General features: G+C 35.3%; 20 protein-coding genes. 18 read left to right on the forward strand and 2 right to left on the reverse strand.

Annotated elements, in window-relative coordinates:
• The first annotated feature begins 167 nt into the window (after window positions 1-167).
• From KQS_RS05765 to KQS_RS14525, 8 genes are all read left to right on the forward strand, one after another.
• Complete coding sequence (locus KQS_RS05765) at window positions 168-1,055, forward strand: branched-chain amino acid transaminase (protein WP_014388255.1); 888 nt, start codon at window positions 168-170, stop codon at window positions 1,053-1,055.
• Window positions 1,055-2,728 carry a dihydroxy-acid dehydratase gene (gene ilvD, locus KQS_RS05770; protein WP_014388256.1) on the forward strand — a complete coding sequence of 558 codons (1,674 nt, stop codon included), beginning with the start codon at window positions 1,055-1,057 and terminating at the stop codon, window positions 2,726-2,728. Before KQS_RS05765 ends, ilvD begins: the two co-directional genes overlap by 1 nt.
• A gap of 4 nt (window positions 2,729-2,732) precedes the next feature.
• Window positions 2,733-4,484: a biosynthetic-type acetolactate synthase large subunit gene (gene ilvB, locus KQS_RS05775; RefSeq protein ID WP_014388257.1), complete on the forward strand. Its 1,752-nt coding sequence runs from the start codon at window positions 2,733-2,735 to the stop codon at window positions 4,482-4,484.
• A 62-nt stretch (window positions 4,485-4,546) separates the two neighbouring features.
• Window positions 4,547-5,134 (forward strand): acetolactate synthase small subunit, encoded by a 588-nt coding sequence (ilvN, locus tag KQS_RS05780; protein WP_014388258.1) that lies wholly within the window; start codon window positions 4,547-4,549, stop codon window positions 5,132-5,134.
• Window positions 5,135-5,146: 12 nt separating this feature from the next.
• On the forward strand, window positions 5,147-6,190 hold the full coding sequence (ilvC, locus tag KQS_RS05785) for a ketol-acid reductoisomerase (RefSeq protein ID WP_014388259.1): 1,044 nt from the start codon (window positions 5,147-5,149) through the stop codon (window positions 6,188-6,190).
• Complete coding sequence (gene ilvA, locus KQS_RS05790; RefSeq protein WP_084642283.1) at window positions 6,145-7,428, forward strand: threonine ammonia-lyase IlvA; 1,284 nt, start codon at window positions 6,145-6,147, stop codon at window positions 7,426-7,428. Before ilvC ends, ilvA begins: the two co-directional genes overlap by 46 nt.
• A 14-nt stretch (window positions 7,429-7,442) precedes the next feature.
• A complete protein-coding gene (locus tag KQS_RS14365; protein ID WP_157868396.1) occupies window positions 7,443-7,589 on the forward strand; it encodes a hypothetical protein in 147 nt (48 codons plus the stop codon).
• Window positions 7,579-8,295 carry a hypothetical protein gene (locus KQS_RS14525; RefSeq protein ID WP_193790210.1) on the forward strand — a complete coding sequence of 239 codons (717 nt, stop codon included), beginning with the start codon at window positions 7,579-7,581 and terminating at the stop codon, window positions 8,293-8,295. Before KQS_RS14365 ends, KQS_RS14525 begins: the two co-directional genes overlap by 11 nt.
• Here KQS_RS14525 and hemN read toward each other — a convergent pair.
• Both hemN and KQS_RS05825 read right to left on the reverse strand, forming a co-directional pair.
• Entirely contained in the window at window positions 8,292-9,656 is a 1,365-nt protein-coding gene (gene hemN / locus KQS_RS05815; protein WP_014388263.1) for an oxygen-independent coproporphyrinogen III oxidase, read from the reverse strand. The genes KQS_RS14525 and hemN overlap by 4 nt on opposite strands.
• 486 nt (window positions 9,657-10,142) lie before the next feature.
• A complete protein-coding gene (locus tag KQS_RS05825; protein ID WP_014388265.1) occupies window positions 10,143-12,851 on the reverse strand; it encodes a DUF7619 domain-containing protein in 2,709 nt (902 codons plus the stop codon).
• Window positions 12,852-13,066: 215 nt separating this feature from the next.
• Between KQS_RS05825 and KQS_RS05830 the strand changes: the two genes are divergently transcribed.
• From KQS_RS05830 to KQS_RS05880, 10 genes are all read left to right on the forward strand, one after another.
• Window positions 13,067-14,335 carry a DUF2130 domain-containing protein gene (locus tag KQS_RS05830; protein WP_014388266.1) on the forward strand — a complete coding sequence of 423 codons (1,269 nt, stop codon included), beginning with the start codon at window positions 13,067-13,069 and terminating at the stop codon, window positions 14,333-14,335.
• Complete coding sequence (locus KQS_RS05835) at window positions 14,336-14,887, forward strand: DUF6642 family protein (protein ID WP_014388267.1); 552 nt, start codon at window positions 14,336-14,338, stop codon at window positions 14,885-14,887.
• Window positions 14,888-15,364: 477 nt separating this feature from the next.
• On the forward strand, window positions 15,365-15,916 hold the full coding sequence (locus KQS_RS05840; RefSeq protein WP_014388268.1) for a hypothetical protein: 552 nt from the start codon (window positions 15,365-15,367) through the stop codon (window positions 15,914-15,916).
• 273 nt (window positions 15,917-16,189) lie between these two features.
• Window positions 16,190-16,627: a hypothetical protein gene (locus tag KQS_RS05845; RefSeq protein ID WP_014388269.1), complete on the forward strand. Its 438-nt coding sequence runs from the start codon at window positions 16,190-16,192 to the stop codon at window positions 16,625-16,627.
• Window positions 16,628-17,222: 595 nt separating this feature from the next.
• Window positions 17,223-17,546, forward strand: a complete 324-nt coding sequence (locus KQS_RS05855) for a helix-turn-helix domain-containing protein (protein ID WP_014388271.1) — start codon at window positions 17,223-17,225, stop codon at window positions 17,544-17,546.
• The gene (locus KQS_RS05860) at window positions 17,539-19,137 is read left to right on the forward strand and encodes an Eco57I restriction-modification methylase domain-containing protein (protein ID WP_014388272.1); all 1,599 of its coding nucleotides are present in this window, start codon (window positions 17,539-17,541) and stop codon (window positions 19,135-19,137) included. The genes KQS_RS05855 and KQS_RS05860 overlap by 8 nt, the downstream gene beginning before the upstream one ends.
• A gap of 1 nt (window position 19,138) precedes the next feature.
• The gene (locus tag KQS_RS05865; RefSeq protein WP_014388273.1) at window positions 19,139-20,074 is read left to right on the forward strand and encodes a BsuBI/PstI family type II restriction endonuclease; all 936 of its coding nucleotides are present in this window, start codon (window positions 19,139-19,141) and stop codon (window positions 20,072-20,074) included.
• Window positions 20,075-20,084: 10 nt separating this feature from the next.
• Window positions 20,085-23,609 carry a hypothetical protein gene (locus KQS_RS05870; RefSeq protein WP_014388274.1) on the forward strand — a complete coding sequence of 1,175 codons (3,525 nt, stop codon included), beginning with the start codon at window positions 20,085-20,087 and terminating at the stop codon, window positions 23,607-23,609.
• Window positions 23,606-24,055 carry a response regulator gene (locus tag KQS_RS05875; protein WP_014388275.1) on the forward strand — a complete coding sequence of 150 codons (450 nt, stop codon included), beginning with the start codon at window positions 23,606-23,608 and terminating at the stop codon, window positions 24,053-24,055. The genes KQS_RS05870 and KQS_RS05875 overlap by 4 nt, the downstream gene beginning before the upstream one ends.
• Entirely contained in the window at window positions 24,052-25,050 is a 999-nt protein-coding gene (locus KQS_RS05880) for a PD-(D/E)XK nuclease domain-containing protein (protein WP_014388276.1), read from the forward strand. Before KQS_RS05875 ends, KQS_RS05880 begins: the two co-directional genes overlap by 4 nt.
• Window positions 25,051-25,400: the final 350 nt, after the last annotated feature.

Here is a 25,400-nt window from a genome sequence, read left to right on the forward strand (position 1 = left end):
AATAAATAAAAAGATAAAACTTACCTATATGGCAACAAGAATTCGTAGTATCATTGAGATTTTTATTCGTACTAATTGACGAGTTAGGTAGCTATATATAAAAACAACACACCTTTCTCGAACGCATTGAGAAAGGTTTTTTTTTAACTAGTAAACATACACATACCATGTATTACAACGAAAACACAATTATTTTTTTAGATGGGGCTTATGTACCTGCCCAACAGGCAACAGCAAGTTTGTATAATCAAACCATGCATTATGGTAATGGCGTTTTTGAAGGGATTAGAGCTTATGATACGCCAGATGGAGTGCGCATTTTTAAAGCTAAAGAACATTATGAAAGATTGCAGTATTCGGCTCAAGTCATGCATATTGATTTGCCTTATACGGCTAAAGAATTGGAGTTGATTACGTATAAAGTATTGGAATTAAATGGCTTAAAAGATGCCTACATCAGACCCTTAGTCTATCTTGGGGATAACATGTCATTAACTCCAACGGCACAAGTACATGTGGTTATTATGGCTTGGGAATGGGGGAATTATTTAGGAGATAAATTATTAAAAGTTAGAACGTCTTCATTTCAACGTCCCAATCCCAAATCTTGTTTTGTGGAAGCAAAAGTAGTCGGACATTATACGAATAGTATTCTTGCAACCACAGAAGCTAAAAATAATGGTTTTGACGAAGCGTTACTTACCGATGCAGCCGGATTTGTTGCTGAAGGCCCAGGAGCGAACTTTTTTATGGAAAAAGACGGAGTGTTATACACCGCTCCTCTAGGTAATATTTTAGCAGGAATTACTAGAGCAACCGTTTTAGAGCTTGCCAAAGAATTAGATTATCAAGTACTAGAACGTTTGTTTACAATAGAAGAAGTAAAACAAGCCGATAGTGCTTTTTTCTGTGGTACGGCAGCTGAAGTTATCGGTATAGCTCAATTGGACGACTTTGTTTTTCCAATGGAATGGGAGGATAGCATAGGAGCAGTAATTCAAAAGAAATACAAAAGAAGAGTGGCCCATAATGAATACCAAAATGTATATATATAATGAATCATTACAGTAAAATCATCACGCAAGATCCAACCCAACCAGCGGCTCAAGCCATGTTGTATGGCATTGGACTTACAGAGGAACAATTGAACCAACCTTTTGTCGGGGTGGCTTCTATGGGCTATGACGGCAATACGTGTAATATGCATCTGAACCATTTGGCGCATATTGTAAAGAAAGAACTCATGGCGCAAAATATGGTCGGACTTCAATTCAACACCATTGGTATAAGCGACGGGATAACCAACGGAACAGCCGGTATGCGTTATTCATTGGTAAGTCGTGAAATCATTGCAGATAGTATTGAAAGTGTCGTGGCGGGTCATTATTATGACGGAATTGTAGCGCTTCCCGGATGCGATAAAAATATGCCCGGATCTATTATTGCTATGGGGCGCCTCAATAGACCAGCCATAATGGTATATGGGGGAACCATTGCACCAGGTAAATATAAAGACCAAGAATTAAATATTGTGTCTGCTTTTGAAGCCCTAGGAGAAAAAATTGCAGGTACTATTTCTGATAACGATTATAAAGGAATCATCAAAAATGCTTGTCCTGGAGCAGGGGCATGTGGTGGAATGTATACCGCTAATACTATGGCAATAGCCGTGGAAGCATTGGGAATGAGTTTGCCATTTTCCAGTTCTAATCCTGCGGTAAGTGAAGCTAAAATCAAGGAATGTCAATCGGTGGCGCATTACATGAAACTCTTGTTGGAACAGAACATTAAACCTAGTGATATTATGACATTTAATGCTTTTGAAAATGCCATTACGGTTTTAATAGCTTTGGGGGGAAGTACGAATGCAGTCCTGCATATTATTGCCATGGCGCATAGTGTGGGGGTTAAAATCACGCCTGATGATTTTCAGCGCATCAGCGCACAAACGCCTTTGATTGCCGATTTTAAACCGGGCGGACATTACCTGATGCAAAATCTTCATGAAATGGGTGGGGTGCCGTTGGTGTTGAAATATTTGTTAGAAGAGGGACGCTTGCACGGGGAATGTTTAACAGTGACCGGTAAAACACTAGCAGAGAACGTTCAATCTCTTCCTTCTTTGGATTTTACTACTCAAAAAATCATTTATCCTTTGCATCAACCTCTAAAAAAGAATGGACACATACAAATTTTATATGGCAATTTAGCCCAAAAGGGTTCTGTGGCTAAAATAACGGGTAAAGAAGGAGAACATTTTACCGGACCTGCTCGGGTTTTTGATGGGGAAAACGAATTAATTAAAGGGATTGAAGAGAAAAAAATTAAACCCGGAGATGTAGTCGTCATTCGTTATGTAGGTCCTAAAGGGGGACCAGGGATGCCCGAAATGTTAAAGCCGACTTCCGCATTAATGGGCGCAGGATTAGGTAAAAGTGTTGCTTTAATTACTGATGGTCGATTCAGTGGAGGTACACACGGGTTTGTGGTGGGACATATCTCTCCAGAAGCCTTTGACGGGGGACTCATCGCTTTGGTAGAAGACGACGATATCATTGCCATTGATGCCGTTGCAAATACCATCGATTTAAAGGTTGATGCCGCGGTAATCGAAAAGAGAAGAGAACAATTTATTGCCCCTGCTTGTAAAGTAAAACAAGGGGTTCTATATAAATATGCATTATGTGTAAGTGATGCGTCAAAAGGATGTATAACCGATTTACTTTAAACCTATGAATACACAAGTACAAACAATAGAAGAGAATAAAACAACGGTTCGAACGCTTTCAGGCAGTCAAGCGGTAATGGATGCACTACTTCAGGAGGGCGTTGCTACTATTTTTGGTTATCCAGGTGGCGCAATTATGCCAATATATGATGCGTTGTACGACTGTAAATCGGAAGTAGAACATGTCTTAGTTCGTCACGAACAAGGGGCCATACATGCCGCTCAAGGATTGGCTCGGGTAAGTGGTAAAACGGGTGTGGTATTTGCAACGAGTGGACCAGGGGCTACTAATCTTGTAACGGGCTTAGCGGATGCAATGATCGATTCTACTCCGTTAGTATGTATAACCGGACAGGTATTTGCCCATTTATTAGGAACCGATGCTTTTCAAGAAACTGATATTGTTAACATTACTACACCCATCACCAAATGGAACTACCAAGTCACAGATGCTACTGAAATTCCATCGGTTTTAGCTAAAGCTTTTTATATAGCTAAAAGTGGTCGTCCCGGTCCCGTTTTAATCGATATTACAAAAAATGCTCAATTACAATCTTTTGAATATAAAGGCTATCAACCATGTTCGTACATCCGAAGTTATAAACCAGAACCTACAATTCGACTTGAAGCTATCGAACAAGCAGCCCAACTCATCAATCAAGCTCAAAAACCCTTAGTTATTTTTGGACAAGGGGTGTTGCTTGGTAAAGCGGAAACTGAATTTCGAACTTTCATTGAAAAATTGGGTGCTCCTGTCGCTTGGACCATTATGGGAATGGGCGGTATACCTACGCAGCACGAGTTAGCGGTAGGTATGCTCGGTATGCACGGCAATGTGGCCCCCAATTATTTAACCAATTCGTGCGATGTACTCATTGCCGTTGGGATGCGGTTTGACGACCGAGTAACAGGGCGATTGGATAAATATGCCAAACAAGCTAAAATTATTCATTTGGATATTGATCCGGCAGAAATTGATAAAAATGTAGCCACAACAGTTGCCGTTTGGGGCGATTGTAAAGCGACCTTACCGTTACTCACTGAAGCTATTGAGGCACGTAGTTTTGGTGCTTGGTTGGAAGAATTTGAAGCTAAAAAAGCGCAAGAATACGACACCCTCATTCATAAAGAATTGTTTCCGACAGAAGGAGGAATCACGATGGGGGAAGTGATTCAACTTTTGAATGAACTGACCAAAGGCGAGGCGGTTTTGGTAACAGATGTAGGCCAACACCAAATGGTCACTTGTCGCTATGCGCACTATACGCAAACGAGGAGTAATATTACCAGTGGTGGTTTAGGAACTATGGGTTTTGCTTTACCTGCTGCTATTGGTGCGAGTTATGGTGCGCCCGAACGAACGGTAATTGCAATCATGGGCGATGGTGGAGCGCAAATGAATATACAAGAGTTAGGAACGATTATGCAATTCAAATCTAAAGTGAAAATAATCATTTTAAACAATCAATTCTTAGGTATGGTCCGACAATGGCAAGAATTGTTTCATGAAAAACGCTATTCTTTTACCGATATAAAAAGCCCCGATTTTGTTCAAGTGGCAAAAGGGTATGGTATAGCTGGAAAGAGCATTCAAGACAGGAAAGAATTACGTAAAAGTATTCAAGAGCTTTTGGCTTATCCGGAATCTTTTTTATTAGAAATTGGCGTAGTGCATGAAGACAATGTGTTTCCAATGGTTCCTCAAGGAAAAGGGGTTTCTGAAATTGTACTCACCAAAGAAGAAATAGAATCCTAAAATGAGCCAACCTAGTTTCATAAATAGGTCTTGTATGGACCAACCAACTTAAAAGAATTTATATGAAAAAAGAATATACATTAACCATTTATACGGAAAACCACATCGGACTGATTAATAAAATTGCCATCTTGTTCTCTAGGAGAAAAATTAGTCTTGAGAGTTTAAATTCTTCGCCCAGTGAAGTGGAACACATTTATTGTTTTACGATTGTGGTGAAAGAAACGGAAGCCGTGGTAAAAAATTTGGTCAAGCAATTACAAAAAATAGTCGATGTTTTTCAAGTTTTTTGTAACACAAATGACGAAATCGTTTGGCAACAATTGGCCTTATTCAAAGTGCCTACCGAAGTGGTCATGAAAGAAGTTAAAGTAGAACGATTAGTAAGTGCTTTTGGTGCTAAAGCGATCGTTATTCGTCAGGATTATACCATTTTCGAAGTAACGGGTCAAGCCGAGGAAATTCAAAATTTTTTAATTGAATTGGAGCCTTACGGACTCATCGAATTTGTACAAAGTTCTAGAGTAGCCATTATAAAAGAGGCTAAGGGAATACATAATTTAATAAAGGAAATGGAAGCGCAACATCCAGCGCCTCCTCAAGTAAGTAATAAGTATTTAAATCAAAAAGAAGCAATATTTCAAATGTAAAAATTACACGTTATGGCAAAAATTAATTTTGGAGGTATAGAAGAACAAGTTATCACAAGAGAGGAGTTCCCATTAGAAAAAGCACTAGATGCGCTAAAGTACGAAACCATTGCCGTTATTGGTTATGGTGTGCAAGGTCCTGGACAATCATTAAACCTAAGAGATAATGGGTTCAATGTGATTGTAGGACAACGTAAAGGAAGTGCCAGTTGGAAAAAAGCACTACAAGACGGTTGGGTAGAAAATGAAAATTTATTTGATATCGAAGAGGCGTGTGATAATGCAACAATTATTCAATATTTATTGTCGGATGCTGGACAAATTGAGGCTTGGAATAAAGTGAAAAAATACCTAACGGCAGGTAAAACACTTTATTTTTCTCACGGTTTCGGCATTACATTTAACGAGCAAACGGGTATAGTTCCACCAGAAGATATTGATGTTATTTTAGTAGCACCTAAAGGATCGGGGACATCATTACGTCGTTTGTTTTTGAAAGGAGAAGGCATCAATTCAAGTATTGCGGTGTATCAAGATGCTACGGGTAGGGCTTTAGAAAAAGCCATTGCTCTTGGAATTGGTGTGGGTTCGGGTTATTTATTTGAGACGGATTTCAAAAAAGAAGTTTTCTCTGATTTAACAGGGGAACGTGGAATCTTAATGGGGGCCTTAGCCGGATTGTTTGAAGCACAATATGAAGTACTGCGTAAAAACGGACATTCTCCTTCGGAAGCGTTTAATGAAACGGTGGAAGAATTGACACAAAGTTTAATGCCGTTGGTAGCAGAAAAAGGGATGGACTGGATGTTTGCCAATACTTCAGTAACTGCTCAACGCGGAGCATTGGATTGGAAAAACAAATTTAAAGTCGCCTCATTGCCAGTTTTTGAAGAATTATATGAAGAAGTGGCTTCAGGAAGAGAAGCTGCTCGTGTAATACAAGAAGGCAGTAGAAAAGACTACCGAGAAAAATTAGAAATGGAATTAACAGAAATACGTGAATCTGAATTATGGAAAGCTGGAGCAGCCGTACGCACCCTACGTCCCCGACTGTAGTTGCTCTCGAAGGTTTTAAGGAAGCCCAACACCGCCTCGCTGCGGTGTTGCAACCCACCCCTTTGCAATTGAATTTGAATTTATCAGCACACTATAAGGCTTCGGTATATTTAAAAAGAGAGGATTTGCAGTTGGTCCGCTCCTATAAAATTAGGGGTGCTTACAACAAGATGGCTACTTTATCTACGGAGGAATGTCAACGTGGCATTGTATGTGCCAGTGCCGGAAATCATGCACAAGGGGTCGCTTATTCCTGTCATTTGTTAGGGATAGTAGGTAAAATTGTGATGCCCAAAACCACACCCAAGCAAAAGATAAAACAGGTGCAGCTTTTTGGAAAGGAATGGATAGACATTATCTTGGCTGGGGATACCTTTGACGATGCATTTCAGGAAGCGCAACGCATACAAAAAGAGCAACAGTTGGTTTTTGTGCATCCGTTTGACGATCCTAAGGTAATAGAAGGGCAAGGGACAACGGCCTTAGAAATTCTGAGTCAGTCTGTTGTACCTATTGATTATGTGTTTTTACCTATCGGCGGCGGCGGATTAGCAGCTGGTATTGCCTCGGTATTTCAAGTGCTGAGTCCCAAAACGAAATTGATAGGAGTAGAGCCTCAAGGGGCTCCCTCCATGACGCAAGCTTTGCAAGCCAAAGGCCCTGTGCGTGTTGCTCAGATTGATAAATTTGTGGATGGTGCGGCGGTTCAACAAGTAGGGCGACTCAATTATGAGATTTGCCAAGATAAATTATCGGATGTGGTATTGGTACCGGAAGGCAAAGTGTGTTCTACCATTTTAAAATTATATAATGAAGAAGCTTTAGTAGTAGAACCAGCGGGAGCTCTTTCCATTGCCGCATTGGATTTTTACCAAGAGGAAATTCAAGGGAAAACCATCGTTTGTGTGGTTAGTGGTAGCAATAACGACATCGAACGTACTGAGGAAATCAAAGAACGTTCTTTATTGTATGAGGGCTTAAAACACTATTTTATTATTCAATTTCCTCAACGACCAGGTGCCTTGAAAGCGTTTGTAAATCAGGTGTTAGGTGAAGAAGATGATATTTCGTATTTCCAATTCATTAAGAAAAATAATAGAGAAATTGGTCCTGTCGTAGTGGGTCTTGAAATGAAGAAACCAAGCGATTTAGAACCTTTAATGCACAACATGAATCAATTGGGATTCGCCTACCAATACCTCAATGAAAAAGAAGCTTTATTGCGGTTACTGATTTGATTTTCTGTTTTGATGTGCTTGTAGTTTTTGGTTGTTGGTTGTTGGTTGGTGGTTGGTGGTTGGTGGTTGATGGTTGGTGGTTGGTGGTTGTTGGTTGGTGGTTGATGGTTGTTGGTTGGTGGTTGTTGGTTGGTGGTTGTGGGTTGATGGTTGGTGGTTGATGGTTGGTGGTTGATGGTTGGTGGTTGGTGGTTGATGGTTGTTGGTTGGTGGTTGATGGTTGATGGTTGGTGGTTGATGGTTGATGGTTGGTGGTTGATGGTTGTTGGTTGGTGGTTGTTGGTTGGTGGTTTAATTTTATCAAATATCAAATATCAATTATCAAATATCAAATATCAATTATCAAATATCAATTATCAATTATCAAATATCAAATATCAATTATCAATTATCAAATATCAAATATCTATTATCAATTATCAATTATCAAATATCAAATATCAAATATCAAATATCAATTATCAATTATCAATTATCAATTATCAATTATCAATTATCAATTATCAATTATCAATTATCAATTATCAATTATCAATTATCAATTATCAATTATCAATTATCAATTATCAATTATCAATTATCAATTATCAATTATCAATTATCAATTATCAATTATCAAATATCAATTATCAAATATCAATTATCAAATATCAATTATCAATTATCAAATATCAAATATCAATTATCAATTATCAATTATCAATTATCAATTATCAATTATCAATTATCAATTATCAATTATCAATTATCAATTATCAATTATCAATTATCAATTATCAATTATCAATTATCAATTATCAATTATCAATTATCAATTATCAATTATCAATTATCAATTATCAATTATCAATTATCAATTACCCCTAAATCGTCATAGAGAACAATTCGGTTTCGGGTTTATTGCGAAGCAAACGTAAATCAAAAGCCATACAACAATTGCGAACAAATGCTTTTCCTTTTTCTGTTACATATAAGGTTTTATTGTTTAACTCTAACAAACCGTCTTCTCTCATTTCTTGTAAACTTTCTAAAACTTCGTCTATTTCAGGAAACTGAAGTTCAGGAGTGTCCCAAGAAGTTTCAAAATGACACATTAAATTTAAAATGTGTTTTCTAATGATTAAATCTTCTTTGGTTAAATGATGGCCTCTAAATACGGGTAGTTTATTGGCTTCAATTAGCGTGTAATATTCTTCTAATGTTTTGACATTTTGAGCAAAACTGGTCCAACTATCGCTAATGGATGATACGCCTAACCCAATCATTAAATCGGTTTTAGAAGCTGTATATCCCATAAAATTTCGATGCAAGGTTTTGTTTTTAAATGAAGTATACATCGAATCGCTTACTAAGGCAAAATGATCCATACCAATTTCATGGTAGCCATTTTCAATCAGTAATTTTTTACCCTCTTCATACAATGCTCTTTTTTCGTCGTCTTGAGGTAAGTCTTCATCATTAAATCCTCGCTGTCCGTTGCCTTTAATCCAAGGCACATGGGCATAACTGTAAAATGAAATGCGATCGGGTAATAAGGATTTGGTTTTTAATATGGTGTCTTTAACATCGTTTAAGGTTTGAAAAGGCAATCCAAAAATTAAATCATGCCCCACTGAAGTATAGCCAATTTCTTTGGCCCAAAACGTTACTTTAGCTACATTATGAAAAGGTTGTACGCGATGAATGGCCGCTTGAACCGTTGCACTATAATCTTGTACCCCAAACGATACGCGTCTAAACCCTAAATCATACAGCGTTTGTAAATGTTCTTTAGTGGTATTGTTAGGGTGTCCTTCAAAACTAAATTCATAGTCGTCTGCTACATCGGCTAATTCAAATAAACCATTCAGTAACGTGCTTAAATTTTTAGTCGAAAAAAAGGTAGGCGTACCACCACCTAAATGAATTTCTTTAATAACCGGACGTTCTGTAAATACATCGCAGTACATTTTCCATTCTTTAAGTAAAGCTATAATATAAGGTTCTTCTACTTCATGACGTTTAGTAATTCTTTTGTTGCATCCACAAAAAGTACACAAACTTTCACAAAAAGGCAAGTGCAAATACAAACTTATTCCTTCAGTTTTATTGGTTGCAAAAAAGGTTTGTTGCACCTCTCGTTTCCATTGCGCTTCAGAAAAATTTGATTCTTCCCAATAAGGAACGGTTGGATAACTCGTATAGCGAGGCCCAGGAACATTATATTTTTGAATTAACGACGTTTTCATACCTAAAATTTGAACAAAATTAAAAGGGAAGGACTACATAAAAAATGATAATTGTCATGAAGAGTTAATGGTTGGTCTGCAAGTGTTTATTAGGATGGATGTTTTTCTTTTATTTTGTATTTCGCGTGAGTACAATTTTTGATAAAATAAATGAAAGGAACGCACAACGATTTCTTAAAGTACTCATTGAAACTGAATTTCTTGCTTACTCGTATCTTTCTTTTAGTATTGCACCTAAGAAAGTAGGTAGACAGAAAACAATGGCTAGTGAGGTAAAGTTAAGTGAGGTTGCCAGGGATGAAAACCGCGTTAAAAGTCAAAAAAATGTATAACAGACAATTTTCTATATAAAGAAGAGGAACAGAAGCACCAGTAACCCAATGGTTTACTGTAACGATTACTTGACTTGTTTCTAAAAACTATCAGCAACTTATTTTATTATTACTGAATTAAAATATAAAAAGCCCTAATTAAAGGGCTTTTCATTTACTTCTTCACAATTTTGTGAATCAATTTTTGATTATTAGTATCAGTCAACTCTAAAAGGAAAATTCCAGAGGCTAAATTACTGATATTAATTTGAGATGGAGATTGTAAATAGTTTTTAGCTACTATTTTATTACCTAAAAGATCATAAATTACCAATGATTGTATTGTTTGATTGTTAAGTAATTCTATATTTAAAATATCGGAAGTTGGGTTAGGATATATTCGAATGGAATCCGTATCAAATGCTGGCGAAGCCAAAAACGCAACAAATTCAGTCGTAAACGTATTGGTTACAATCGCCGGATTATAATCAAAATAAATCGAAGCCGCATTCGGAATAATATCTCCAACAGCATATCCCGCTTTAGGCTTAATTTTAAAAGTGATATAGCCTTTTCCAATCATCGTGTTGGCAACAGAAACGGGTAATTGAATATTGTTGAAATTCCAAGTTAAATTAGTACTAATACGGTCTAATACATAAGGATGGCTTGAGCTAATCATTTGTAACGTGGTTTCGTCCAATTGACTGTTCAATACATCATTCACACGAATATTAATGGCAGATGCATTTCCTGTATTTTCAAAACGAATGGTGTAATACAAGTAATCGTTTGATGTAAAAGTCGAATGAACAATTTGCGGACCGTGCGATTCCATTTTGTCGTTCGGGTCGTACGCATTCACCACAATTTGATTAACCGTACTGGTGTTGTTCGATGGCACTAAATCTCCCGCTAAAGGTTCAATAGAGGCACTACTCACCAAATAATCATTGGCATTCACTGTAGGAATAGGAGGAACCGACATCGTAACATCGATAGTACGCACTTCAAACGGCGCTAAATTCGTAAAGTTATAGGTAAATCCAGTGGCATTAGCAGTGGTTGCAGGTGTAGTAGCAGTAACACTCACCGCTCCCGGTTTAGTAAACGTAACTGTTCCATTCGTCACAGTTTGCGTACTTAAATTAGTATACACAACTTTGTTGAAATAATTAAAACCGGGTCTTGGTAAATTCATGGGAACAACCGTAACAGCTAAATCATTATACGTTGATGTAGCCGTAACTGGGAAATAATAGGTAACCATACTAGCACCAGGGTTGATGCCTGTATAGGAAGCCGGATTTACATTGTAATTAGTTGCATAAACAGGATTTACGGTAAAGTTAACATTGTACAAGTTTGTAGCAACATTGTCATATACATAAGTAGTCCCAGTTGGAGAAGTAATATTATGAATAACGCCATCATTATTTTTTTCATAATGGAAATCACCTAATGGGAAATTAAGCTCTCCACTGTCTTTAATTCCATTATTATTACCGTCTAAAAAGGCATTAAAAGTAAATCCAGTACAATTGATCACCCCAGTAGAAGTGGGTAAACTATTGATGGTAATAAAACCGGCTTGGTTCGAAAAATTAGTAACCATCATTAAATAATACTGTCCAACTTGTGCATTGGTAATGGTAGGATATTCCACTGGAGCCGCCGAATAACTACAACTCACGATGTTAGCAGGACCATACGAAGCACAACCTGTTGTTGGACTGGTAAAGGGACCATAAATGATGTAATCTACATCTAAATTATTATATGTTGGTGCATTATTTCCTTGTGAAACTTGTAAATTGATGTTTCCAGATTGGCTGATAGGTAAGTAAAACCAAGTAGCATTAGGTGTAGATCCTAAACAGCCTGCAGAACCTGATGTTGGTAAATTTATGGTATTTACAAACGGTACACCTATTGAGTTACATAATGAATTAGCATTTATACAACTGGTTGCTAAATTACAATTTGCTTGTGTGAAAAGTATTCTACTGTAAATAGGATCACAACCAGTTCCAGAATGTTCTCTAATGAATACTGTTGACGAACTTGAAGAAGTAAATACTATAAAATTGTTAGGAAAAGCAATCGGATTGATATTGTAAGTAGCATCGGATAAGCTTCCATGATACGAAAGTGTATTGGTGGTGCTTAATAACGCTTGGGTAGTGGTTAAATCAAAACTAATTTGACCGTCATTGTTATCGTCACATTGCGTCATGTGTGGCAATTCCCCTAATACTTCATAATTGGTAGCTTGAATAGTAAAAGCACTGATTTGTTCAGCAGCTCCTGTTGAGTTATTCGTGATACGAACAAAAATAGTATAGCTACCTAGTGCAACACAATACGGACTTGGTAATGGATTGGTATTGGCAACTGCATCTGCTTGAGTGGCATGATAGCTCACTGTATATTGAGAGGAATCGGCATTGCCTAAAACATAAGGCGTATTGTAATTTAAATCAAAACAAGCTACTCCATTGTTAGTTACGCAATTCGACATGGCTTGTGGTTGACCAAATGTAGTAGTACAAGGTAAGGTAGTAAATGTGATAGGAGAGCTAAACGGACTTACGTTACCGGCATTGTCACAATTCGTTGAAACTTGAACGGTGTAAGTCGTATCACAATTTAATCCTGTAAATACAAATGGGCTTGAACTGGCAATAATAGAAGTGCCAATAGTTGTACCATTAGCCGCTATTTGAATATTGAAACTCAAGGCATTGTTAGCATCCATCCAACTCACAACTGCAGTAGTTCCTGTAACATTCGAAACACTCAAATTGGTTGGTGGTGTACATTGCGACCACAACGTCACCACAAAGCATAAGGTGGATAAAATAGATAAAGTAATTTTTTTCATAGTTATAGTTTTGATGTTATAAAAGTAAGAAAAAACATTTAACAACAACTATAATTCTTTGAAATTTAATCATTTGAATAAATATTTAACATATTGGGTAGGAATTGTGAAATTTTAATTTATGAATTCGAAATCAAAAATGGAATTAATTGGAACAAGCCGTTATTTTTTGACCTAGATTTTTTACTTTTGATTTTTTAGATTTTATAATTCCTATGAGCACAAATTCTTCTACAATACAATGTCCTAATTGCGGCACCGCCATCGATGTGAATGATATTTTAAAGCACCAAATTGAAGATGCTTTACGCAAAGAATTTCAATCCAAAGCAGCACTTCACGAAAAGGAATTAGCGCTTAAAAACGAGTCGCTTGAAAAAGCAAAAGCCGAATTTGAAGCGAAAAAACGTCAGGAAAACGAATTGTTTGCCGAACGCCTAGAACGTGAAAAAAAGCAAGCCGAAAAAGACATCGCCGAAAAATTAAAGGCTAAGTTAGAAGAGGAAAATAAAGAGCGTATTGCCTTAATGAACAAGGAGTTAACCGAAAAATCGGAGAAACTTCGGGAATTGAATAAAATGGAAGCGGAAATTGCCAAATTGAACCGCGAAAAATTGGAAATGAAAGAAGCCATTGAAGCCCAATTACAAAAACAATTAAACGATCAATTGGTGCAGGAAAAGGAAAAAATACGCAAGCTCGAAGAAGAAAAAAACGAATTAAAAGTTAAAGAACTCCTCAAGCAATTAGAAGACCAAAAAAAGCTGACCGAAGAAATGAAACGCAAGCAGGAGCAAGGCTCTATGCAAATGCAAGGGGAGGTACAGGAGTTGGCCATTGAGGAATTCATCATGCAAAACTTTCCACTCGATACTTTGGAGGAAATTAAAAAAGGGGCGACGGGTGCCGATTGTTTGCAAATCGTAAATACCAGAGAAGTACAAAATTGTGGTTCTATCTATTACGAAAGTAAACGAACCAAGGCTTTTCAACCGGCTTGGATTGAGAAGTTTAAAAACGATATCCGCAGTAAAAAAGCCAATATTGGGGTATTGGTAACCGAAGTCATGCCGTCCGATATGGAACGTATGGGCATGAAAGACGGCATTTGGATTTGTACGTTTGAAGAATTTAAAGGACTCAGCGCCGTATTGCGTCAGTCGTTAATACAAATCAGTCAAGCAGTGCAATCGCAAGAGAATAAAGGCGACAAAATGGGGATGTTGTATGATTTCCTAACCAGCAACGAATTCCGCCTACAAATTGAAGGAATTGTAGAAGGATTCAGCCAAATGCAGTCCGACTTACTGAGTGAAAAACGTGCCATGCAACGCATTTGGTCGCAACGCGAAAAACAAATCGAAAAAGTGATTCTAAACACCACCAACATGTATGGCAACATTCGCGGTATTGCCGGAAATGCCGTGCAAGCCGTTCGTGCCTTAGAGTTAGACGATACTAATTTATTGGAAGAAGAACTGTAAATGGCATCCAATTTATTTTGTTTAGAATACGTCAAAGAGCTTCAGGTACCGAGCAGAAGTCTCATTTTGCCTGCGCTTGAAAATTTAACCATGCGCTATGGTATTACCAACGTGTATCAAGTGTGCGACGATTTAGAGTCCTTAGAAGAGCGACTGGGAAATTTATTGTACGAAGACCGCAATTTTAAAGATTACCAATTGTTGTACTTTGTGTTTGAAGGCAAAAACAACCAAATCGTTCTCGATAATTTTTACTACTCGCTAGAAGAAATAGCCGAGTTTTTTGAAGGAAAATTAAAAGGTAAAATCATCCATTTTGCCAATACGATGTTGCTCGATTTAGAAGAAGAAACCTTCCAATATTTCTTAGACGTTACTGGTGCCAAAGCCCTGTCGGGGTATGTGAATCCAGTGCCTATTTTAAGTACGGTCTTAGATAATTTATTTTTCTCCCTTTGTCAGGAATACGACGACGTAGTAGATGTGGTAGAAGAATTATTTGAAAAACAATACAACCTCGCCAAAAGCATGGGCTTCCGCTTGTATTATTAATTTTTTTGCAATTTTACTTATGCATACACACACGTGTGAAGTTACTCACTTCACCCGTATTTTTGTACCTGAGTGCTAAATGCGAATAGGAGGGAAAAAAGATAGGTTTTGTTCGAGTCTCGTTCGAGTCTCGTTGCTATCACCTTGCTAAAAACAACCCTTTTTACGAACCACTTAGCAACAAAGTACGAACAAAACTCGAACAAAACCCCTAAAAAAGCCCCTCAAAATTCCCCTTACTTTTGGATTTCAGATTTTTTGTTTTGGATTAAAAAATGATTTTAGTGTTAAAAGAGAAAATACGCACAAATTTTTCTACAAAAAGTAAGGATATATGAAAAAATGTATTAAATTAGCTTCAAGAATAAAAAATTAATTAAATTATAAACTTTCTACTATTTTGCCAATAGGGCATAAAAGTAGTTTGAAAGTTTCGGGTATAAACTAGTTAGTGGCAACCCTAAAACGACAAGACATATGAATGAAAATTTTGTAATTGAATGGCTCAAAAATTATTTTGCCAAACCACAATTGGACGAGCAAGCCTTGAAACCAGTCCTTCATTTCTCACTTCTTTGGAATTTATTTGAACACACTTATTTTACTGACGACAGACATTTAAGCCCTAAGCGACTACTTGACCTTTCTGACATTTCAAACAATAACTTGTCTGACGATTGTTTAAATACAATTTTCAACTTTTTTAAAGAGCGTTATTTTCCGAACAATCAGTTGGACAATCGTTTCACAACCGTAAGACTTGACACAGTTGAACGAAACGGACAGCCAAGTAATTATACATTTTGCCAAACGACATTTACTGCAAACAACCCGACAAAATGTGATAAGACAAAGACCGTTTTTTTAATTGTGCACAGATTCAGAAACAATTTATTCCACGGACGGAAAAATCCAGAAACACTAAATATCTATGAACAGCCATTCAAAGAAATAAATAAGTTCTTGATACATTTTATAGAAACTACAGCAGACAACAATTTAATAAATAACCAACGACAAATACTTTAAGGCTAACAATGACAAAAGGAAGGGCAGCCACTAACATGGGTAACTATTGCACAACTACCATTTTTAAAATAAAATTTCAAAAACATAAAATTCAGACCTCGTTTAAGCGCTTTTAAACGAGGCTTGTTTTTAAAGTTGTAGATAAACTTGCTAGTTATTTGGACAATAAAGTATTTTACTTGCAAGCTTTTTACTAAATTTGTTTGGAAGATGGTGAAGTTTTTTCACAGTCTGACGTTATGGGTAATTCTAAAATAACAAAACGTTTAACCAATGATTGACAATTTCGAATTTAGCGATACAAAACAAATAAGAAAAACAATATTAATAACAGCTTTCGCTGGTATATGTTTCAAAATATTAGTAAAAAATTCAACTGGAAATATTGAATTCATTGGCTTCAAAATTCCAATCAATGATGCTCATGTTATTCCCCATTTGGTCGGATACGTAATTATTTTTGAAATTTTTGCTTTATTAGTACGTTATAGTGACGAACGAACGAGAGAAAAATACAAAAAGTACTTGAAGTTCATTGAAGAACATAATATATCAGATATCAGGATAAAACGAAATGACGAGTATGTTCCTCAAAAACTTAAACTAAATTATACAAAAGTCAGAATAATTGAAAAAAGTGTACTTTTCTTAGATGTTATATTTCCAATTATTCTGGGAATTGGTGCAGTAATCAAAATATTTTTCTTTTAAAAGAGCTACCCATAACAGCAGTAACTGTTGCACCACAACCATTTTTTAAAATATCCCGAAGCATCGGGACAAAAAACATAAAATTACAACCTCGTTTAAGTACATTTAAACGAGGTTTGTTTTTAAAATTGTATATATACTTGCCATTTATTTGGACAATAAAGTATTTTACTTGCAAGCTTTTTACTATATTTGTTTTTATAGACGGTGAAGTTTTTTCACAGTCTGACGTTATGCCCAAGCGTAAAAAGACAGTGCAACCCTGAAAGTGACGACTGAAAAACGGAGATTTTGCAAGCTGACAATTTAAGCGGACAGACTTAAAAGCGTTCTTTAACAAACTGACAGTTATCAACGAGCCGACACTCAAACCGACCCAAGTGTTTTTAAAATTTTGCCGCCCCGCATTTTATAATTTTTTCTTGCCAGCCGCACATTTTAGCACATTTGGTTTTGCCCGACACACAAGCCCACCCTTCACAAAACCAAAAGAGCTAAAATTTTCCAACGCTCGACTAAAGATGTGTAAAACTTTTTGTGGACTTTTTATGTCCATTTAAAAAGAGTTCTTATCTTTGGACAAAATTTGTCCTGAATGGCAACCGTGAAAAAACATACAACATTTGGAGAGCAACTCAGACAACTGAGAGAAACTGCAGGTATGACTTTGAGAGAAGTTGCTGCAAATATTGAAATTGACCCTTCTCTACTTGCTAAAATTGAGCGTAACCAAAGACAGCCGACAAAACATTTAATCAAAAATATCGCTGACTTTTTTGAAGTTAACGAGAAGGAATTGCTCGAAGAATTTTTAAGTGACCAGATTGCTTACAAAATTTTAGACGAAGAAGCAAACTTGAATATTCTGAAAGTAGCAGAAGAAAAAGTAGCATACATCAAAACATTGCGAAATGAGTAAAACAATAAATATCGAACCATTCAAACAAGAACTGCCTAGTGACTTTGCAGACAGGTTAGGTATTTATTACACTCAACAAGTAACAACAACGCACAAGAAAGTCAACGGACAATTTTTTACTCCTACTCCAATCGCTCGACTTCTAGCATCCTTTTGTGACTTTTCAAAAACAAGAATCAAAATTTTAGACCCTGGTTGTGGAACAGCAATTTTGTCTTGTGCTTTGGTTGAGCATTTAATAGAATCACAAAACGGAATTAAGAAAATTGACTTAGTGGCTTATGAAACCGACCTTGAATTAATTCCATATTCACAAAAAGCACTTGATTACCTAAAAGAGTGGCTTTTAAATAAAGGAATACAATTTAACTTCATACTTCATTCAACTGATTTTGTTTTAGAAAATGCAACTGTTCTTAAAGAAAATAGACTTCCAAGTTTGTTTGAAGAAACAAAGAGCGTAGATAAAAATTTCGACATCATCATTTCGAACCCACCCTATTTTAAGCTTTCTAAAGATGATAAAAGGGTAATTGCTTCGCAAGAATTAGTTAGCGGACAACCCAATATCTATTCATTTTTTATGGGAATTGCCTCTAAACTACTTTCTAAAAATGGCGAACTAGTTTTTATCACACCGAGAAGTTTTGCTTCTGGTAACTATTTCAAAGCGTTTAGAGAGTTGTTTTTCAATACAGTTCAGATTGAAAAGATACACTTATTCAATTCTCGAAAAGACACTTTCAATCGTGATAGCGTTTTACAAGAAACGGTTGTAATTAAAGCAATCAGAGAAGAAATAGACTCAAAAAAGAAAGTGCTTGTTTCTTCAAGTGCTGGAATTAAAGACATTTTTGAGCCATCAATAAAATATTTCAATTCTTCGGAACTCATTGACCTTAACTCAAAGGAGAAAATTTTGCATTTGCCTACAAGCGACAAAGAAGAAAGCATTTTGAGTTTAGTTTCTTCTTGGGAAAATGTTTTGACTGATTTCAATATAAAAATTTCAACGGGTCCTGTTGTTTCGTTCCGTGCGTTAAATTTTATTCAAAACAAGTACGAAAACGGGACTGTATTTTTAGCCCCATTGTTTTGGCTTCACAACGTGAACAAAATGATTTTGGAATGGCCAAAACAACTTAAGGAAAAAGGACAATTCATAAGAATAGAAAACAGTTCAAAATCTTTGTTGTTACCCAACAAGAACTATATTCTTTTAAGGCGATTTAGCACTAAAGACGACAAGAGCAGATTAATCGCAGCACCTTATTTCTGCAACTATACTAAATCGGATTATATCGGAGTTGAAAACAAAGTAAACTACATATACAGAAAAGATGGGCATTTAGACAGAGACGAAGTAGTTGGGCTTTGTGCTTTGCTTAACAGCGAATTGTTTGACACTTACTTTCAAATTTTCAATGGTAACGTAAATGTGAGTGCAACAGAATTAAGAGAAATGAGATTTCCACCATTAAATAACATCAAAGAAATAGGCAATAAAATCATACTTTCCAATGACTACTCAATGAATAATGTAAACAGTATTGTCAACGAGATTTTTGAATTGGAAGTAATAATGAACTGATATGAGTAAAATAGAAGAAGCACAAGAGATATTAAAAGCGTTAGGACTGCCGCCAGCACAATACAACGAAATGGCGGCTTTGACATTTTTAGCGATTTGCAACATCAAAGAAAATGACAAATGGGCTAAAGCAACACGTCAAAGTTTAGGAGTTACAAAAGGCATTATGACTTTCGTGAATGAAAATTACGGTAAATCATACGCCCCAAATACACGAGAAACATTTAGAAGGCAAGTGCTTCACCAATTTGTACAGGCAAGAGTAGTTGATTACAATCCAGACGACCCAACACTGCCTGTTAATAGCCCTAAAGCACATTATGCTTTGACTTCCGAAGTTTTGGAAGTCGTAAAAACATACAAAACACGAAATTGGAAAAATGCCTTGAAAAACTTCATTGACACAGTTGGTAAACTTTCGGAGGTCTATTTGAAAGAAAGAGAACTAAATCAAATTCCCGTCACCCTTCAAAACGGTAAAACAATAAAACTATCCGCTGGGAAACACAATGAAGTTCAAGCAGCAATAGTGGAACAATTTGCCCCACGCTTTGCAAATGGCGGAACGCTTTTATACTTAGGTGACACAGCCAAGAAAGACTTGTTTGTTGACGAGAAAGGTTTAAAAGATTTAGGCATTCCGATTGACCAACATAGCAAATTGCCAGATGTTGTAATCTATGACAACAAAAGAAAGTGGTTGTTTCTAATTGAAGCTGTTACATCCCACGGCCCTGTTTCTCCGAAACGACTTTTGGAACTCGAAGATTTTTTGAAAAACTGTAAAGTCGGAAAAGTTTACGTAACGGCATTCCCTGATATGACAGAGTTCAAAAAACACTCAAACAACATTGCTTGGGAAACAGAGGTTTGGCTAATGGAAGTACCTGACCATATGATACATTTTAACGGAGACCGATTTATGGGACCGAGATAATATTTTAATAATGAAGAAAATAAAAAAATACGTATCGGTAGGTAAAGCTTATGCAAGGGCAAATTATTCTCAAATTAATGGAGAGAAGAAAAATCGCAATATTGCTTATTTTAAACTAAAGCAAAGTTTAATATACCCTGAATTATGCAATGCGTTTGATTTTCTTACTAAAAACACTCATAAAACGAGAACAGAACTTTTGATAGGCAATCCTTTGCCAAAAAGCTATTCTGAACTTGGAAAACTAAACGAACGTCCTATAATTGGACTATACGCAGATAAAGGACTAACACCTGTAGAATTAGCATCCGAATTCAATCTAGTGCTTATTGGCATTAGACAACATAAGTTTGAGATAAATCTCTTTTTAAAGTACAAAGAGGCTTATGAAACATACCTTTTAATTGGTGATTATGAAAATGCAGATAAACAATTAACGAAAATAGAAAATGAAATTTGCTATTCATTGTGGAGTTTAGAAAATCGTTTCGTTCTTAAAGAATTATCTGGGAAAGCGTCTGAAAACAAGGAATTTCTTAGTCAATTCAACGAATCAAATGATACGGAAGGAATAACCAAATATCTAGCTCATTATTTAAGTCTAAGAGCAGAACATTCACTCTCAATTAATAGATATTTCAATGATTTAGAAATTTCTTTGAACAACCTCAAAGAGAGTGATACGAAAGAGGCATTCCAAAACTATTACAGATTTAAACTTACCTTTCTTAATCATCTTGACTTCAATAATTATGGAGAAATAATTGCTCTTGACTTTCAGCACAGTATCATAGATAGGTACTTAAACATTACAAAGATATTAACAAATCTACTTGCTGTTTCTAGTTACTTGGATGAGGAAAAGGATAAAAAAATTGCACTAAAAGGTTACCTTCAAAACCGTATTAATTATTTGCTTCGAAAGATAGATGACCCCATTTTGTATAAACTCAAACTGCTTTCAGGTGAAACCCTTTTTCCTGCCTTTGATATTAAAAAGAGTCAAGACGAAATCAAAATTATTGACAATTACACTAGTGGTTTATATGATGTTGTAGAAAAGGAACTTCAAAAACTATTACTTACAAATCCAACTCAATTTGACTTATATGTACTTTACATCAAGTCATTAATATATCAGAAGAAGAGCTTTAATGCTGTTGGAAACAAAAAAAGTGTTCAAAACGAAATACTAAATGATTTATTCAAAATCATATCAGTTACAACCAACCCAGACCAAGCAGCACTTAACTTGCTGAGAATAGCAAATAATATTACGAGTTGCTCACTAAGTTATGGGATAACTGATTTCGTTTATTTTCAAACACAGGGAAAAAAGGAAAGAAAGTTGCTTTCACGGTTGTCATACAATATTGCGAACCCAATTATATATGACGTATTTACAGAAGATTTAGATAAGCAAAATTTCTTAAATATGCTTTCTGAAAAATTCCCAAGCTCTATTACGGTAGAGTTTTTTAGCGAAAGATTAAAAGGCTTAGATTATTTAATAAAATATGAAAAGAAAATTCCTGAAGGGAAATTCAAGGTTGAGCTTGCACGTAAATACCAAGAAAAGAATGATTTCATAAATGCGTCAATTGAATGGGAATTTCTAATCAATAATTACAAGGATACAGCTCCTATTTTAGAAACTGCCATTGTTAATCTTTTTCAGTGTTATCTAAAATTAGACCAACCTAATAAGTGTATCGACTTGTTTGTAGATAGTTTCTTTTACAACAATCACATAATTGACAAAATTGAATTTAGAGAACTACTAGATAAAATACATTCAAAAAAGTTTCGCAACGTAGAAAAGGGAATTAACCTACCAATATTTTACACAATTGTAGATGCTGGGGAAGTTGAAACACACTTAGCATATGAGTTATTCAACTTATCCTTAGGAATAGAAAAGCCTTCGGAGTTATTGAGTAAAATAAGTGAATTCGACCAAAAGAAATTTATGTACTTCCTTGAGTTCACTTGTAGCCCTAAAGTATTAATGCACTCTACATTTATTGAAAATTCAAAAGAAAGATTAGAAGAAAGGCTTTCAATTGCCAATTTCATTAGAGAAAAAGATACTGGCAATAAAAATATTGTTTCTGAGATTAAAAATATTCAAAACATTCTTGTAATTCAACAAGGCTTGATTGACCTTGATGAAAGTAAAATCTATGTAAATGAGCAAGGTATAATCGAAAATGAATTACAAGATTTCCAAGCTATTTATGAACGATTTGAAATTATTTCCGGAATTACAGGAAACAAAAAATTTCTATGGCTTGAAGGTGGAAAACTTACAACTTACTCCTCGCAAGAAAATACCGAGATGGAGAAAATTGAATATTCCAATAATCCTGTATTCGATATTTATATGGAGTTATTCAATGCAGTGAAAGACAAGTTTCTTAACAGCCAATTTGGTATAGTTGCATATTTAAGTACAAGAATACGGCACGGTGTTTTAGTTGGAGAACTTCGTCCAATCTTCGAGAACCATCAATTAATTACACTTAAAGAAGGGAATAGTTCTAAATACCGTAGAAACAATTATTGGGATTTTGTTTATAATAACTTTACTCAATCTCAAAAGGAGCAAATTCAAATTACATTAAGTGATTTTGCAAGTAAAATTGACGGAGTAATATTTGACTTGATTAAGAAGCATCTTCAAGTATATCGACCAGAAATTAATGATGAAGGTTGGTTCAATTATGAATTTGATGAAACTGAATTATGGTACCATTCAATTGTAGCAATAAAAAGTGAAAATTTTCAAGACTTTGTTCAAGGGATATTTGGAGTCCTTTGGCACAGGACAGACGAGAATTTAGAATTAATTAGAGAAAATATTCAAAACGATATTCTAAATCAATTTAACACATACTTTGATGAATTAGAAAGACAAATAATTCAGCAATTAGGAGAACAAAATAGTGAGCCTATAAGAAAATCTATAAAAGATTGCTCTACTGAAATACAAACTGTAATTCAGAAAATTAGTAGGTGGTTTAAACGCAGTGAAATTAAAGCCGCTGACTTTAAACTCTCTGAATTAATAAATATTGTTGCAGAATATACAAGTAAAAGCAGTTGGCAGAAGCGACTGGTCTTAACAAGAGAAATACATTTTGACTGTAATCTTAAAGGCACATACAAAACTCACTTTGCAGACTTAATTAGAATCTTTCTAGAAAATATAATTAAGCATTCTAGTGAAAATGCATTTGAATTAAAATGTAAGATATCGGCTGTACTTGAAGAAGAAAATAATTTAAAAATCATTATTGAAAATGAAATCACCGATAAAAATTCTATCGAAGCTCTAAGGTCAATTTGGAATGGGAACACTCCTGATACTGACAAACTGCTTAATGAAGGTAAATCGGGTTATCATAAGGCATTTAAAATATTAACATCTGATTTGAGATGTTCAAAAAACCAATGTCTCAAAACAAGTATTTCAGAAGATGAAAACTTGTTCTCAGTTATACTTTCCATTGACATTAAAGATTTAAAGCAATGAAGATATTATTCATAGAAGACCATCCATTAAAGCAAGCACAAATCAATAAGTTTGTAGTGGAAAATTTTTCCGATTGCCAAATAGAATCAAAAAATTCGTACATAAGTGGTTTAAAAGAGCTTATTAAAAATCATAGCAACTATGATGTTTTACTTTTAGACATTAGTATGCCGAATTATGATATTTCTTCAGAAGATAGTGGTGGTGATTGGATGCCGTTAGCTGGTAAAAATATTTTAAAGGAAATGTATTTACGTGACATCCCTACTAAAGCTATTGTAGTAACAATGCACGGCAGTTTTGATGATGGAACTAAAATTACAGAACTTGACAGTGAATTAAAAAAAGAATTTTCAGACAACTATATTGGCTACGTTTTCTACTCACAATTAAATGAAGATTGGAAAGACAAGATTTGTCAACTACTAAAGACATTTGAAAAATGATACGCATTTTAATAGTTGATGATTTACAGACAAAACGAGAAAAGATATTTAATACTATTCTTGATAATCACGATATACTTGAAAAAGACATTGTACAAGCTAAATGTGTCAAGGAAGCAAAGAAAATACTCTATCAAGAATATTTTGATTTAATGATATTAGATTTAGTTCTTCCAATTGAAGAAACTGGTGAAAGCAATGCTAAAAATGCAACAGGATTTCTTAATGATATAGAAATGAATCCTTCTATTCATCCCCCTATACATATTGTTGGTATTTCTGGTTATAAAGATCAAGTAGAAGAACACCATCAGGACTTTAGTAAGAAGTTGTGGAATTTAATTGACTATGAAGAAAACTCATCTAATTGGGAAGACCAATTGAAATCAATTATTTTTCACTTAGTTAAAATCAGACAACAGTTTATCAGTGCCTCATTTTCCAATCAATCTGACATAGTCATAGATTACCTTGAAAACAATTCCCTACCAAACACTTTAATTGGTTTTAGTTGGAAGGAGATAGCAAATAATATTGCAACAATTGTTGAAAAATCTTTAGATGTCCCTAGCAAGTTTTCCAATGGAACTAAAGCAAAAAATATTAATGTCGGATCTATAAAAATATCTAGCGAATACGATTTTCAAAATCTAACACACTTGGTCTTACGACCTTGGTTGCCAAGTCTTGAAGCGGAAAACATTGCAGTTGTTTTTGATGGAAACACAAAAAATGCAGACTTTTCCATAAAAGGCAATTCCTTAATCGTTGAAGCAAAATATATTGACAGTACTGGAAAGAAAAACGATACTTTAAAGACTCTTGAAGGTCTAAAATCATTTTATAGTAACAACGCAAATGTCAAAGCGTTGTTGTTTTTGATACTTGTTGAAGATGGAGTTGAAATAGATAAGCACAAGATTGAAGCTGAATTTAGCCAACAAAGCAAAGAACCAATCGTTTGTATTAGAGTAATGAACAATAAATTAAAGTAATGCCAGCCCTCCAAAGTCATACACATTGGCAAGCCACACAAGCCAACACGCAAACCAAAGCTTGCCAAAGAGTATGCCTGTCCCACGCTGAAAAGAAAAAATTAAAAATCTCCTTCCCTTCTAAAATTTTTAAAAACGCCAACCCTCAAACCGACACAAAAACATTCGGACAGTTGGTTTCAAAACTCAATATTGACAAGGGTTGCGAGACACGGACGACAGGAACGCCAGCGCACAACAGCGGTAACTGTTGCACAACTACCATTTTGTAAAATATCCCGAAGCATCGGGACAAAAAACATAAAATTCCTACCTCGTTTAAGCACTTTTAAGCGAGGTTTGTTTTTAGT

Source organism: Flavobacterium indicum GPTSA100-9 = DSM 17447, assembly GCF_000455605.1.
GTDB classification, from domain to species: domain Bacteria; phylum Bacteroidota; class Bacteroidia; order Flavobacteriales; family Flavobacteriaceae; genus Flavobacterium; species Flavobacterium indicum.